Genomic DNA, 14,049 nt, shown 5'->3' with positions numbered 1-14,049 from the left:
CGGTCCTCGTGACGTTGGCGTGCGATTCCGTCCGATTATACCGGCGGCCCCCGCCGCGACGCACCTGGCCGGACGGCCGGCGCCTACTTCGACGCGTCTTCGTCGACCGGCTGCGCGATGCCGAACACCTGGCGCAGGTACGCGAGATACGCCTTGTCGTCGCACATGCTCTTGCCCGGCGAATCCGACAGCTTCGCGACCGGTTGCCCGTTGCAGCGGACCATCTTGATCACGATCTGCAGCGGCACGTAGCCGAGGTCGTTCGTCAGGTTCGTGCCGACGCCGAACGCGAGCTTGCAGCGGTTGCGGAACCGTTCGTACAGCTGCATGACCTTCGGGATGTCGAGCGCGTCGGAGAACACGAGCACCTTGGTGCGCGGGTCGCAGCGGTTCGCCTCGTAGTGGCGCAGCATGCGCTCGCCCCACTCGAACGGATCGCCCGAATCGTGGCGCGCGCCGTCGAACAGCTTGCAGAAGTACATGTCGAAGTCGTTCAGGAACGCGTCCATTCCGTACACGTCCGACAGCGCGATCCCGAGGTCGCCGCGATACTCCTTCGCCCACATCTCGAAACCGTAGGTCTGCGAATCGCGCAGCCGCGGGCCGAGCGCCTGGCAGGCCTGCAGGTATTCGTGCGCCATCGTGCCGAGCGGCGTCAGGCCGTGCTTCATCGCATAGAACACGTTGCTCGTGCCCGCGAACTGCGCGCCGAGCCCGTCGCGCAGCGTCAGCGCGACTTCCTCGTGCCACACCTTCGAGAAGCGCCGGCGCGTGCCGTAGTCGGCGATCTTGCAGTCGGCGAACTCGGGCTTCGCGCCGAGCAGCTTGATCTTCTCGCGCAGCCGTTCGCGGCCTTCGCGATAGTCGGGCTCGCGCTGCGTGTTGCGGAAATAGACTTCGTTGACGATCGCGAGCACCGGGATCTCGAACAGGATCGTGTGCAGCCACGGCCCCTCGATCACGATGTCGATCTCGCCGTTGCCCTTCGGCGAAGGCGTGATCGAGATGTACTTCTCGTTCAGATGGAACAGCGCGAGGAATTCGACGAAATCGCTCTTGATGAAGCGCATGCGCCGCAGGTAGTCGAGTTCGACGTCGGTGAAGCGCAGCGAGCACAGGCCGCGCACCTCGTCGCGGATCTCGTCGATGTACGGCACGAGATCGACGCCGGGCGTGCGGCACCGGAAGCGATACTCGACGTTTGCAGCAGGAAAGTGATGCAGGACGACCTGCATCATCGTGAACTTGTAGAGATCCGTGTCGAGCAGCGAAGTGATGATCATGATTGCGGCACCGCCAATATCGTGACACGGCCCGGCGCACCGCGCGCCGCCCGGTCTGTCGGCCATGTTACCCGAATGCGTGCCCGACCATCGTGAAACCGCGTGCGCTGCCCGCCGCGTCACGCAGGCCGCCGCACGCGCCGCGCCGGCGATCGGCCCCATAAACTAATCACGAAACGATATAAGCCGGAAAGCCGACCGCGCGATGCGGGTTTTGCGCTTCAGTTACAATGCCGCTTTTGGCGCAAACGCCACCCCATATATACCGCCAAGCAGGAGCGTTTTAATGACTCACGTTGTGACCGAAGGCTGCATCAAGTGCAAATACACGGATTGCGTGGATGTGTGCCCGGTGGATTGCTTCCGTGAAGGTCCCAACTTTCTCGCCATCGATCCGGACGAGTGCATCGACTGCGCCGTGTGCGTCGCCGAGTGCCCGACCAATGCGATCTATGCCGAAGAAGACGTTCCGGGCGACCAGCAGCAGTTCACCGCATTGAACGCGGAGCTGGCGAAGAACTGGCCGTCGATCACGAAGACCAAGCCGGCGCCGGCCGACGCGGACGAGTGGAAGGACGTGCAGGACAAGCTGCACCTGCTCGAGCGCTGATCGCGCAGCGGCGACGCAAAAATTTTTGTACGTCTCCGCTCAAAGGTGTTGACAGGTTAGCCAACGCTCCATACAATCTCGTTTCTCTGCTGTTGTTGTTTGTTCCCCGATAGCTCAGTCGGTAGAGCGCCGGACTGTTAATCCGTAGGTCCCTGGTTCGAGCCCAGGTCGGGGAGCCAAAACACAAAGGTCCGTTGAAAGTAAGCGGGTTTTTTGTTGGCCGCCAAACACACGCAGATGTACCGATTTATTCCCCGATAGCTCAGTCGGTAGAGCGCCGGACTGTTAATCCGTAGGTCCCTGGTTCGAGCCCAGGTCGGGGAGCCAGACAGCAAAAGGCCCGTCATTCGACGGGCCTTTTGTTTTTCCGGCACCCGTCGATCATCGCTGCGCATGCTAGAGTTTCCGTCCCGCATCCGCATCCGGTTCCGTCGATGAAGCACCGCCTCCTTTCCGCCGCACCGTTCGCCGTCCTCCTGTCCGCCTTCGCCGCTGCGCCGTTCGCGCACGGGGAGGAAGTCGGCAGCGTCAATACCCATTTCCGCGTGACGGGCTCCGACCGCGTCGTCGTCGAAGCGTACGACGATCCGCTCGTGGCCGGCGTCACCTGCTACGTGTCGCGTGCGCGCACCGGCGGGATCAAGGGCACGCTCGGCGTCGCCGAGGATCCGAGCGAAGCGTCGATCGCGTGCCGGCAGGTCGGCCCGCTCAGCTTCAAGGAACCGCTCAAGCAGCAGACCGACGTATTCAGCGAGCGCATGTCGTTCATCTTCAAGACGCTGCACGTCGTGCGCGTGGTCGACAAGAAACGCAACACGCTCGTCTACCTCACCTACAGCGACCGCATCGTCAGCGGCAGCCCGAAAAACGCCGTGACAGCCGTGCCGATGCCGGCTGGCACGACGATTCCGGTCAGGTAAGCGCGCGATCCGCGGCACGCACGAACGATACACTGTCGACTCGACCGCCCCGCGCCCGACCATGCCCGCCGCCCCGCTCCCCGACTCCGCACGCTACTGGCGCACGCCGCTGCTGCCGGATGCGGATCTGCTCACGGCCACCTATCGCAACCACACGTTCGCGCCGCACTGGCACGACGCGTACACGATCCCCGTGATCCTCGACGGTGCGGAGCGCTACACCTATCGCGGCACCGGCCATGTCGCCGAAACGGGCACCGTGCCCGTGATCAATCCCGGTGAAGTCCACACCGGCTCGCGCGCGACCGACGAAGGCTGGTGCTATCGCGTCAGCTACGTGCCGGTCGGCTTCATCCGCGCGCTTGCGAGCGCGATCGCAGGGCGGCCGCAGGATGCGCCATGGTTCCCGTCCGACGTGATCCGCGACGCCGACCTCGCGGCACGACTCGCGCTTGCGCACCGGATGATGGAAGCCGGCAGCGAACGTACGCGGCCCGGCCACGCGCGCGCGCAGCCGGCCGACGACACGCCGGCAGCCGCCGCGCGTCGCGCGTACGATCCGCTCGCCGCCGAAACCGCGATGCTCGATGCGCTGTCGACGCTGATCACACGCCATGCCGACGCGCGGCTGCGGCCGGCCCACCTGGCGGCCGACGAACCGCGCGTCGACGCGATGCGCGAGCGGCTCGCCGCCGATCTCACGGGCACGGTCACGCTCGACGACGTCGCGCAGGCCGCCGGCCTGTCGCCGTTTCATGCGGCGCGGCTCTTCACTCGCACGACCGGCATGCCGCCGCATGCGTGGCGTAACCAGCTGCGGCTGCAGCGCGCGCTGGCGCCGCTGCGCGCCGGCGCACCGATCGCCGATGTCGCGGCGGCCAGCGGCTTCGTCGACCAGAGCCACTTCACGCGGCATTTCAAACGAATGTTCGGCGTGCCGCCCGGCCGCTGGCAGGCGCGCTGACGCCGCGCCGTCGCCGCATTCGCGCACGCACCGCCGCGGCACGCGGCTTGCGCCGCCGAGCACCGCGGGCGCAAGAACGTACAAGCCGCCACGGCGGCGGCCCGCTATCCTCCGTGACATGGAGAAGCGTCCCTTGAACCCTGCACCCACACCCTCTTCGCACGCGCCGCGCCGGCCGCTCAACGAATGGCTCGACGGCGCGCGCGACACGATCCCGATGATGATCGGCGCCGCGCCGTTCGGCGTGATCTTCGGCACGCTGGTCGGCGGCGGCCCGCTCGCCGCGTGGCACGGCGCGCTGATGTCGCTCGCGGTATTCGCGGGCTCCGCGCAGTTCATCGCGGTCGGCCTGATCGCCGGCAGCGCGAGCTTCGTCGTCGTGCTCGCGACGACGCTGATCGTGAACCTGCGCCACCTGCTGTACAGCGCGACGCTCGCGCCGTACGTCGCGCACTTGCCGCTGCGCTGGCGCGCGACGCTCGGCGCGCTGTTGACCGACGAGGTGTTCGCGGTCGCGTACGCGCACTACCGGCATTCCCCGCCCGGTGCGATCGGCCCCCACTACTTCTTCGGGTCGGGCCTCGCGATGTACCTGAACTGGCAAGTCTGGACGCTCGCGGGTCTCGGTTTCGGCGCGGCCTTCCCCGGCCTGCAGTCGCTGGGCCTCGATTTCGCGATGGCCGCCACGTTCATCGCGATCGTCGTCCCGCAACTCCGCACGCTGCGCTATCTGGCGGCAGCCGCGACGGCCGGCACGCTCGCGTATTGGTGGCAGGGCTGGCCGTACAAGCTCGGGCTGCTCGGCGCGGTCGCGGCCGGCGTGCTGGTCGGCGTCACGCTCACGCTGCTGCACGGGCGTTCGCGCACCGGTTCCCGCACGGAGACCGCATCGTGAGCTATGCGCTGCTGATCCTCGGAATGGCCGTGATCACGTATGCGATCCGGACGACGCTGTTCCTGTTTGGCGAGCGGCTGACGTTCCCGCCGCTCGTGCGCACTGCGCTCGGCTTCGTGCCGGTCACCGTGCTGACCGCGATCATCGTGCCGATGACCATCTCGCCGCACGGCGGCACGGCCGAGCTGTCGTTGCGCAACCCGCAGCTCGTCGGCGCGCTCGCCGCGGTGCTCGTGTCCGCCGCGACGCGCCGGCCGCTCGTGACGATCGCGGCCGGGCTCGCGGTGTTCTTCTTCTGGCAAGGGATCGTGATCCCGCACTGGCTGCCGGCCTGAACGCGCGCTGCGCCGATCTGCGCTCAAGTTTTCGTGCGGGGGGCCGATATCACGGATGAAGACCCGCCATCGGCCTCGGCGCGAACCGGTTAGTCGACGCTGCGCCCGCACCGGTGCGCGGCTCGGCGGCCGGCCCGCGCGGGCCGCCATCGAGACGACTCATGGGCCAGATCACCCTTTCCCTGAAGGACGACACGCTTGCATCCCTGCGCAAGGACTACGACGCATTCGTGCGCGTATCGCTGAAACTCGACCCGCAGTTCGCGACGCCGTCGTTCGAGGACTTCCTGCGCGCCAAGCTGCTCGACAACATGGTGCCGCTGACCGAGCATGCCGTGCAGCGGATGCTCGAGGGCGGCCAGTATGCGTGGGCGAAGCGTACGCTCGACAAGGAGTTTCCGGACGTCGTCGCGATCCTGATGCGGCAGGCCGGCGAATTCGGCTTCGGCTTCGCGTCGCGTTCCGAATGGACGCCGGACGAGCTCGCGAAGGCGTGCCGCGACTGGGCCAAGGCGATCGTCGCCGAAGCGCAGGGCGACGCAGCGCTCGTCGATCCGCTCGCCGCGCAAATCAAGAGCGCGGTGCAGGACATCCAGGCGCTCGAGGAAATGATGCAGACGCCCGCGTGGCGGCTCGCGGAATCGCTGCGCCAGCGCATCTACGAGGCGAAGCTCGCGTGCGAGATGAGCGTCGGCAGCGCCGCGCGCGACAAGCTCGGCGAACTGCGCGGGCTGCTGCGGCTCGGGCTCGCGCACGGTTCGTTCCAGAAACAGGAAGCACAGCAGATCATGGAATATCTGCGGCTGCTGAAACCCGAAATCTTCGTCGACGAACCGTACGACGTGTTTGCGCGGCTCGCGGCATGGCTGCGCAGCGTGTTCGCGCCGGTCACGCGGCCCGCGCCGGCGCCGGGGACGGAACAGCGGCGGCCTTGACGGCCCGCCGCCGCACATGAAGAACGGCCCGGTTCGCGCAATGCGAACCGGGCCGCCGGTCGATCGCCGTCACGACGCGCCGCCAGGCACGGCCGTCGCGCGGCGATCGCGCACCGCTTACTGCGTGGCGCCCGACGCGGACGCACCGCCCTGCACGCCGGTCGACGCGCTGCCTTCGACCGCTTCGTCGCCGACCTTCGACTTCGTCGAGCCGGCACGGTGCTTGGCGGACTTCGCCGCATGCTTGGTGTGCTTCTTCGCCGAGTGGACGGACGACGCGGCCGTATCCTTCGCGCCATCCGCCGCCGTGCCGACCGCATCGGTCGCGCCGCCGACCGCATTGCCCGACGCATTCGCGCCGGCACCGCCCTGCACGCCCGCGCCTGCGCCGGCCGCCGGCGTCTGCGTCTGCACGCCGGCACCCGCGGTGCCCTGCGTCGCGGCGCCGGTCTGCGCAAACGCGGCCGAGGTGGCGAACGCCGTCAGAGCGGCACCGATCAGCATCGTACGAATCTTGGACATGACAATCCTCCTCAAGAAGTTGTGGGCGCGGAGCGCATCGATGCGGTCCGTCGCGTCCCCCGCCGCAACACGCAGCAGGTACGTCGAAAGACCCGCGGCCCGCACGGTGGGTTCTCGAATCTCTCAGACTGTTACCCACCGTTTCATTTGCTGACGACTCGCTCACAGTCCTTTACAACCGCGGCGCGAGCCTGGCCGCGCGCCGCGCTCGCGTGCCGGCCGGCGGTGCCGTATGATGCGGGGCGATTCCTCCCGCGCGTCGCGCGCCTCCCTCGTCATGCCCAATCTGGATTTCACGCTGACCGGCGAATACGTCGAGCTGCACAACCTTCTGAAGATCACCGGCCTCGCGGACAGCGGCGGCACCGCGAAGCTGCTCGTCGCGTCCGGCGCGGTGAAAGTCGACGGCGTGGTCGAGCTGCGCAAGACATGCAAGATCCGCGCGGGACAGGTCGTGCTGTTCGGCGATACGCGGATCGCAGTGCACGACCGCGCGTAGCGTTCCCCTGACCGCGACATGGCCATCGGCGCGCGCGTTCGACACCGTTCGAATAAAGCCGTAAGCTAGCCGTCTCTCAAAATAAATACAGACAGCGCGGGCCCGCACCCGCGCGAGCGCCCACTCCATGTCGCATTCCGGTCTTACGCGGACGGCCGCCGCGCCGCCGTCGCTGTCCACTCATGCCGCCGATACCGCGCGCCTCGCCGCACCGCTCGCGATCGCACAGCTCTCGCAGATGGCGATGAGCGTCACCGACACCGTGCTGCTCGGCTCGCTCGGCCCCGATTCGCTCGCGGCCGGCGGCCTCGGCGCGAACTTCTTCTTCGTCATCGTGACGGTGCTGCAAGGCGTGCTGTCGTCGGTGAGCGTCAGCGTCGCGCATGCACGCGGCGCGCAGGCGGAACATCGCGTACCGCACATCTACTGGACCGGCTTCGTGCTGTCCGTGCTGCTCGCGATTCCGGCGGTCGTCGCGCTGTCGCTGTCCGAGCCGATCCTGCTGATGTTCCACGAGCCGCCCGTGCTCGCGCATCACGTCGGGGAGTACACCGGGATCCTGCGCTTCGCGGCGCTCGGCAGCCTGATCGGCGTCGGGCTGATGCGCGCGTTCCTGCCCGCGATCGGCGCCGCGCGGCGGCTGCTGTGGGTGTCGATCGGCGGCGTCGGCATCAACGCGGTGCTGAACTACGGGCTGATCCACGGCGCATTCGGCTTGCCGCGGCTCGGCTTCCTCGGCTCGGCGGTCGCGACGACCATCACGATCTGGCTCACCGCGCTCGCGCTGATCTGGCTGCTGCACGGCCGCCAGCGGTTCCGCCATTTCGTGATCGCCGCACGGCCGAAGCTGCCGATGATGGGCGAGCTGATCGGCATCGGCTGGCCGGTCGCGATCACGTACGGGGTCGAATCGACGCTGTTTCTCGCGACGGGCCTGACCGTCGGCGTGCTCGGCGCGACGTCGCTCGCCGCGCACCAGATCGCGCTGAACGTCGCGTCGGTCGCGTTCATGGTGCCGCTCGCGATCGGCCAGGCCGCGAACGTGCGGGTCGGCTACTGGGTCGGCGCCGGCCAGCCGGTCGCCGCGCGCCACGCGGGCTTCGTCGCGCTCGGTCTCGGCATCGCGTTCATGTCGTTGTCGGGGCTCGTGCTGATCGTCGCGCCGCATGCGATCGTGGGCCTGTACCTGCAACTCGATGACCCGGCCAACGCGGCGACCGTGTCGCTCGCCGCATCGCTGCTCGGCATCGCCGCGGTGTTCCAGATCGTCGACGGGATGCAGACGGTCGGATCGGGCGCGCTGCGCGGGCTGCGCGACACGCGCATCCCGATGCTCGCGGCGACCTTCGGCTATTGGGGCATCGGCTTTCCGACCGGTTACTGGCTCGCGTTCCATGCCGGGCTCGGCGCGCGCGGCCTGTGGTGGGGGCTCGCGGCCGGCCTTGCGAGCGTCGCCGTGCTGATGGCCTGCCGCTTCCACATGAAAACCGCATCGCTCATCGCGTCCGCGCGATGAGCGCGACACGACGCGAAATCGCGGCCGGCGCTATGCTTGTCGATTGAAGTCCCAAGACGCCGCGCGAGCGGCGCGACTGCCTCACGATACGCCAGACGCCGCGCACCGCGCGGCCTTTCCCCTTCCCAAGAGGAGTGCATCATGAACGAAGCAGTTCGGATGGAACGCGACACGTTCGGCGAGATCGCCGTGCCGGCCGACCGGCTCTGGGGCGCGCAGACCGAGCGCTCGCTGCAGAATTTCCGGATCTCGACCGAAAAGCAGTCGCCCGAGCTGATCCACGCGCTCGCGATCGTGAAGCGCGCCGCGGCCGCCGTGAACCAGTCGCTCGGCGTGCTCGCCGACGACAAGGCGCGCGCGATCATCGAAGCGGCCGACGAGATCATCGCCGGCAAGCATCCGAGGGAATTCCCGCTCGCCGTGTGGCAGACGGGCTCCGGCACGCAGACCAACATGAACCTCAACGAGGTGATCGCGAACCGCGCGAGCGAGCTGCTCGGCGGCGAGCGCGGCGAGGCGCGCAAGGTTCATCCGAACGACGACGTGAACCGCGGCCAGTCGTCGAACGACGTGTTCCCGACCGCGATGCACGTCGCGGCCGCGTACGCGATCGTCAACCACCTGCTGCCTGCGCTGCGCACGCTGCGCGCGACGCTCGACGCGAAATCGAAGGCCTTCGCCGACATCGTGAAGATCGGCCGCACGCACCTGCAGGACGCGACGCCGCTCACGCTCGGGCAGGAATTTTCCGGCTATGTCGCGCAGCTCGACCAGGGCGTGCGGCACGTCGAATCGGCGCTGCCGCACCTGTACGAGCTCGCGCTCGGCGGCACCGCGGTCGGCACCGGGCTGAACGCGCATCCGGAATTCGCGGTGCGCGTGGCGGACGAGATCGGCCGGCTGACGAAGCTGCCGTTCGTGACCGCGCCGAGCAAGTTCGAGGTGATGGCGGCCGCCGACGCGCTGGTGTTCGCGCACGGCGCGCTGAAGACGGTCGCGGCCGGCCTGATGAAAATCGCGAACGATGTGCGCTGGCTCGCGAGCGGGCCGCGCTGCGGGCTCGGCGAACTGTCGATTCCGGAGAACGAGCCCGGCAGCTCGATCATGCCGGGCAAGGTGAACCCGACGCAGTCGGAGGCCGTGACGATGCTGTGCTGCCAGGTGTTCGGCAACGACGTCGCGGTAAACGTCGGCGGCGCAAGCGGCAACTTCGAGCTGAACGTGTTCCGGCCGATGATCGCGCACAACGTGCTGCAGTCGGTGCGCCTGCTCGCCGACGGCGCGCAGAGCTTCAACGATCACTGCGCAGTGGGCATCGAGCCGAATCGCGCGCGCATCGACCTGCTGCTGAACGAATCGCTGATGCTCGTGACGGCGCTCAATCCGCACATCGGCTACGACAAGGCCGCGCAGATCGCGAAGAAGGCGCACAAGGAAGGCACGACGCTGAAGGCCGCCGCGCTCGCGCTCGGCTATCTGACCGAGGCGGAATTCGATGCGTGGGTGCGACCGGAGGAGATGATCGGCTCGCGGTAAGCGGGTTCGATGCGATGACGGAGCGGGCGCGCGCAGCAGGCGTGGCGCCCGTTGCCGTCAGACCGTGCCTTTCGCGACTTCCTCGGGCTTCATCTCGACGATCTTGTCGAGCGCGGCGCGCACGTCGGCCGCATACTTCGCGAGCACCTTCTGCTCGTCGGTCTCGGGCACGAACGGCGGCACCGGCACCGGATTGCCGTTCTCGTCGACTGCGACGAACACGACGAGGCAGTCGGTGGTCTGGCGCAGCACGCCGCCCTTCGGGTCGCCGGCGTGCACCGACACGTGGATGTGCATGCTGGTGCGGCCCGTCGCGACGACGCGCGCCTTCAGCTCGACCAGATTGCCGACGAGGATCGGCCGCTGGAAGCGGATGTTGCCGACGCTGACCGTCACGCAATAGCGGCTCGACCAGACGGCCGCGCACGCATACGCGACCTCGTCGATCCACTTCATCAGCGCGCCGCCATGCACCTTCCCGCCGAAGTTTACGGACGACGGCTCGGCAAGGAAGCGGAATACGGTTTCGGTGCGGTCGAGGGCGGCCGGCACGGGGGACGGTTGGGGCATCTTGTTGGCTCCGGGCAGCGTGGGTACTGCGATCGGCGCATTATACGTTGCACTGCGGCAACACGTCGCTGCCCCGCCGCGCCATGCGACGCCGCGCGCGGCGCCCGCATGCCGGCCCGATGGGCCGGCATCCGCTCCGGCACCCGGCGCGCCGTCAGCGGCGCACCGTGATGCCCTGGTCGATGGTGCCGTACATCTCGAGGCTGCCGCCCCGCTCGCCGGCGGCGCCCGCGCCGCCTTGCGCACAGGCCGCGCAGACGAGCGCAGCCGCCAACAGGCAGAAAATTGTTTTCATCATCGCATCGTGTCGTATCCGGCGGCCCGCTGCCGCCGCGTCCGGCCATTCTACGCATGCGCGGACCGCGGCCACGCCCGCACGCCACCGCGCTGCATCCGACATTTCAGCCGAACCCGAAACGTCGAGCGGGAAGCGCGCCTACACTGGCAGTCATTGCCCGCCACGAGACATGAGACACGACGATGACCGATCAAGACGACCACCATTTTCCGGGCCTGAGCCGCATCGGCGCGCTGATTGCCGATCCGGGGCGCGCGGCGATGCTCTGGGTGCTGATGGACGGCAGCGCGCGGCCGGCCGGCGAACTGACGATGATCGCGGGGCTGTCGCCGTCCGCCGCGAGCGCGCATCTCGCGCGCCTGACAGAAGGCGGGCTGCTCGCGCTCGAGATCCGCGGCCGGCACCGCTACTACCGGCTCGCGTCGGCGGACATCGCGGCGTCGCTCGAAGCGCTCGCGAACGTGGCGCGCGCGGCCGCGCCGAACCGTCCGGTGCCGCCGCCGTCGCGCACGGTGCCGGCCGAGCTGCGCTATGCGCGCACCTGCTACGACCACATGGCCGGCGAGCTCGCGGTGCGCATCTTCGACGGACTCACCGCGCGCGGCTGGTTGCAGGCGCACGACGGCGACGCGATCGACACCACCGAGCTCGGCACGCAGGCGCTCGCCCGATGGGGTATCGACGTCGCGCAGCAACGCGCGCGCCGGCGCCGCTTCGCATGCGGCTGCCTCGACTGGAGCGAGCGCCGCGCGCATCTCGGCGGCGCGCTCGGCGCGGCGCTGCTCGACAGCTTCTGCGCGCACGGCTGGATCGAGCGCACGGCCCGGCCGCGCGTGCTGCGCGTCACCGTGCCCGGACAGCAGGTTTTCGACGACTGGCTTACGTCTGCTTGACGCGCACATTGCGCGTACACGACAGCGGCGAAAGATGGACAGGTTTTGTTACACCGCGTGCTGGTCGATTTACAAAACACCGAGCACTGAAACAGGCCGAGCGGATATCGTGAACTGGACGGCACGAATCAACGCGCCGCAATAACGGCAATAACGACGAAGACGCTCATCATGGCTCCCCTGTTCTCCCTCCCGCGAACCGCGCGGTGCACGCTGTTCGCGTTCGCCGCGCTGGCCGTCCTGCCCGCCGCATTCGCGCAATCGACGCAGGCGCCGCCGTATGCGGCGGCGGCCCGGCAGCCGGGCGGCGACCCGCCGGGCCGCGTCGCGCGGCTGAACTACATGTCGGGCGCCGTGACGACGGAGCCGGCCGGCACCGATACCTGGTCGTACGCGGCCGTGAACCGGCCGCTGACCACGGGCGACCAGCTGTGGAACGATGCCGGCGCGCGCTCGGAGCTGCACATCGGCTCGACCGCGGTGCGGCTCGGCGAATCGACGAGCCTGTCGGTGCTGAACCTCGACGACACGACGACGCAGTTGAAGGTCGGCCTCGGCACCGTATCGACGCACGTGCGCGCGCTGCCGCCCGGCGGATCGTACGAAATCGACACGCCGAATCTCGCGCTCGGCATCACCGGCCCAGGCGACTATCGCGTCGACGTCGCGCCGGACGGCACGAGCACGACCGTCACCGTGCGCAGCGGCAGCGCGACCGTCTACGGCAGCAACGGGCAGTATCCGCTGTCGACGGGGCAGCAGATCGTCTTCACCGGCACCGACCTGCAGGTCGCGCAGCAATCGGCCGCGCCCGCCCCCGATGCGCTCGACCAGTGGGCTGCAAGCCGCGATGCAGCCGAGCAGCGCTCGGTGTCGGCCCGCTACGTGTCGCGCGACATCCCCGGCTACCAGGATCTCGACGCGAACGGCACGTGGCGCGAAACGCCGAATTACGGCGCGGTGTGGGTTCCGAACGACACGCCGGCCGACTGGGCGCCGTATCACGACGGCCACTGGATCTGGCAGGCGCCGTGGGGCTGGACCTGGGTCGACGACGCGCCATGGGGCTTCGCGCCGTACCACTACGGCCGCTGGGCGTATGTCGACGACAGCTGGGCGTGGGTGCCCGGCCCGATGGTCGTCAGCCAGCCGCCCGTCTACGCGCCGGCGCTCGTCGCGTTCGTGGGCGGCGGCGGCGGTCCCGACTGGAGCGTCGCGCTGACGGTGGGCGGCGTCGCCGCGGCCGGTTGCGCATGGTTCGCACTCGGCCCGGGCGAAGCGTGGCATCCCGGCTGGGGCGGCTGGAGTCCGCATTACTACGACCGCGTGAACCGGAACATCGTGGTCAACAACGTCACGGTGAACAAGACCGTGAACGTGACGAACATCACCAACATCACGAACATCAACAAGACGTACGTGAACTTCCGCGCGCCGCACGCGATCACGGCCGTGCCGGCGTCCGCGTTCGTGCACGGCCAGCCGGTCGCGCGCTTCGCGCAGCACGTCGATCCCCGGCAATGGCGCAACGCGCACGTGATGCCGGGCACGCCCGGCATTGCGCCGGTGCGCCAGAGCTTTACCGGCGCGCTGCGCACGGCCAGCTATCGTCCGCCGGCGGCGATCGGCCAGCACCCGTTCGTCGCGACGCGCAATCCGGCCGTGCCGGCCGCGTATCGCGACCAGGCGGCCGCGCATCTCGCACGACAGGGCGAGCACGTGCCTGGCGCAGGCTCGCCGGTCGTCAGGACCAACGTGCCGGCCGACTACCGGCCTCACCCGGTCCGCGTGCCGGGCAGCCCGAACGCCGGGGCGTGGGCGATGCGCAACGTGCAGCTCGTGAATCCGCACGGGCCCGTCGTGCAGCCGGCGCACGCGCCGCGCGAGGGCCAGCCCGTTGCTGCGCAGGCCCAGGCCGCAAGGCCGGGGGCGCCGATGGCGGCCATTGCGAACGGCGCACGGCCGGATGCGCCGATGCCGGCCGCACCGAACGGCGCGCGGCCGATGAACGGCGAAGCCTTCAATGCGCCTTCGCCGCATGTTCGCGACGGCGCCGCGTCGCGCGCGCCCGGCAATGCGACGCCGCATCCGGCATTCGACGGCGCCAATGGCGTTCCGCATCCGCCGGCGGCCGCCAACGCATCGAACGGTCACGATGCCGCGCACGCAGCCGCGGCGCCCGCGCCCGTCTGGATGCAGCCGCACACGCCGATGGAACGTCAGCGCCCGACGCCGCCGTCCGCGCTCCACGCAGCCGCGCAGAACTCGCTGCC

At 69.0% G+C, this 14,049-nt stretch carries 15 protein-coding genes and 2 tRNA genes; 13 read left to right on the top strand and 4 right to left on the bottom strand.

Annotated features, from left to right (window positions below):
* Positions 1-83: 83 nt before the first annotated feature.
* Positions 84-1,283, bottom strand: coding sequence for a nicotinate phosphoribosyltransferase (pncB, locus tag BSE24067_RS26315; protein WP_151065580.1), 1,200 nt, complete (start codon positions 1,281-1,283; stop codon positions 84-86).
* Positions 1,284-1,569: 286 nt separating this feature from the next.
* On the opposite strand from pncB, the gene fdxA reads away from it, so the two are divergent.
* The 8 genes from fdxA to BSE24067_RS26275 all read left to right on the top strand — a co-directional run bounded on the left by fdxA (position 1,570) and on the right by BSE24067_RS26275 (position 5,942).
* On the top strand, positions 1,570-1,893 hold the full coding sequence (gene fdxA / locus BSE24067_RS26310) for a ferredoxin FdxA (RefSeq protein WP_009688972.1): 324 nt from the start codon (positions 1,570-1,572) through the stop codon (positions 1,891-1,893).
* 103 nt (positions 1,894-1,996) lie between these two features.
* Positions 1,997-2,072: transfer RNA gene (locus BSE24067_RS26305), tRNA-Asn, on the top strand.
* A gap of 72 nt (positions 2,073-2,144) precedes the next feature.
* Positions 2,145-2,220: transfer RNA gene (locus tag BSE24067_RS26300), tRNA-Asn, on the top strand.
* Between the two features lie 107 nt (positions 2,221-2,327).
* On the top strand, positions 2,328-2,813 hold the full coding sequence (locus BSE24067_RS26295) for a CreA family protein (protein ID WP_151065578.1): 486 nt from the start codon (positions 2,328-2,330) through the stop codon (positions 2,811-2,813).
* Positions 2,814-2,874: 61 nt separating this feature from the next.
* Entirely contained in the window at positions 2,875-3,777 is a 903-nt protein-coding gene (locus BSE24067_RS26290) for a helix-turn-helix transcriptional regulator (protein WP_151065577.1), read from the top strand.
* Positions 3,778-3,895: 118 nt separating this feature from the next.
* Positions 3,896-4,672, top strand: coding sequence for an AzlC family ABC transporter permease (locus BSE24067_RS26285; RefSeq protein WP_151065576.1), 777 nt, complete (start codon positions 3,896-3,898; stop codon positions 4,670-4,672).
* On the top strand, positions 4,669-5,007 hold the full coding sequence (locus BSE24067_RS26280; protein WP_151065575.1) for an AzlD domain-containing protein: 339 nt from the start codon (positions 4,669-4,671) through the stop codon (positions 5,005-5,007). The genes BSE24067_RS26285 and BSE24067_RS26280 overlap by 4 nt, the downstream gene beginning before the upstream one ends.
* Before the next feature lie 161 nt (positions 5,008-5,168).
* Positions 5,169-5,942, top strand: a complete 774-nt coding sequence (locus tag BSE24067_RS26275) for a DUF4088 family protein (RefSeq protein WP_151065574.1) — start codon at positions 5,169-5,171, stop codon at positions 5,940-5,942.
* Positions 5,943-6,059: 117 nt separating this feature from the next.
* Here BSE24067_RS26275 and BSE24067_RS26270 read toward each other — a convergent pair whose 3' ends face one another.
* Positions 6,060-6,464, bottom strand: a complete 405-nt coding sequence (locus tag BSE24067_RS26270; RefSeq protein ID WP_151065573.1) for a hypothetical protein — start codon at positions 6,462-6,464, stop codon at positions 6,060-6,062.
* Positions 6,465-6,741: 277 nt separating this feature from the next.
* Here BSE24067_RS26270 and BSE24067_RS26265 point away from each other — a divergent pair, with 277 nt between their 5' ends.
* The 3 genes from BSE24067_RS26265 (at position 6,742) to fumC (ending at position 10,015) form a co-directional block, all read left to right on the top strand.
* Positions 6,742-6,963 carry an RNA-binding S4 domain-containing protein gene (locus BSE24067_RS26265; protein WP_151065572.1) on the top strand — a complete coding sequence of 74 codons (222 nt, stop codon included), beginning with the start codon at positions 6,742-6,744 and terminating at the stop codon, positions 6,961-6,963.
* 127 nt (positions 6,964-7,090) lie between these two features.
* Positions 7,091-8,479, top strand: coding sequence for a multidrug efflux MATE transporter NorM (norM, locus tag BSE24067_RS26260; RefSeq protein WP_151065571.1), 1,389 nt, complete (start codon positions 7,091-7,093; stop codon positions 8,477-8,479).
* Positions 8,480-8,620: 141 nt separating this feature from the next.
* Positions 8,621-10,015, top strand: coding sequence for a class II fumarate hydratase (gene fumC, locus BSE24067_RS26255; protein WP_151065570.1), 1,395 nt, complete (start codon positions 8,621-8,623; stop codon positions 10,013-10,015).
* Between the two features lie 57 nt (positions 10,016-10,072).
* On the opposite strand, the gene BSE24067_RS26250 is transcribed toward fumC, so the two are convergent.
* Complete coding sequence (locus BSE24067_RS26250; protein ID WP_027811985.1) at positions 10,073-10,585, bottom strand: acyl-CoA thioesterase; 513 nt, start codon at positions 10,583-10,585, stop codon at positions 10,073-10,075.
* A 154-nt stretch (positions 10,586-10,739) separates the two neighbouring features.
* Positions 10,740-10,883: a hypothetical protein gene (locus BSE24067_RS26245; protein WP_162826210.1), complete on the bottom strand. Its 144-nt coding sequence runs from the start codon at positions 10,881-10,883 to the stop codon at positions 10,740-10,742.
* Positions 10,884-11,065: 182 nt separating this feature from the next.
* Here BSE24067_RS26245 and BSE24067_RS26240 point away from each other — a divergent pair, with 182 nt between their 5' ends.
* Both BSE24067_RS26240 and BSE24067_RS26235 read left to right on the top strand, forming a co-directional pair.
* The gene (locus tag BSE24067_RS26240) at positions 11,066-11,776 is read left to right on the top strand and encodes an ArsR/SmtB family transcription factor (RefSeq protein ID WP_151065569.1); all 711 of its coding nucleotides are present in this window, start codon (positions 11,066-11,068) and stop codon (positions 11,774-11,776) included.
* Between the two features lie 171 nt (positions 11,777-11,947).
* The coding region (locus BSE24067_RS26235; protein WP_174904905.1) for a DUF6600 domain-containing protein at positions 11,948-14,049 on the top strand (2,102 nt) is incomplete at its 3' end.

The sequence above is a fragment of the Burkholderia latens genome (assembly GCF_902499045.1).
GTDB classification, from domain to species: domain Bacteria; phylum Pseudomonadota; class Gammaproteobacteria; order Burkholderiales; family Burkholderiaceae; genus Burkholderia; species Burkholderia latens.
The sequence above is the reverse complement of the archived record's forward strand: the minus strand, read 5'-3'. Positions and strand labels throughout refer to the sequence as shown.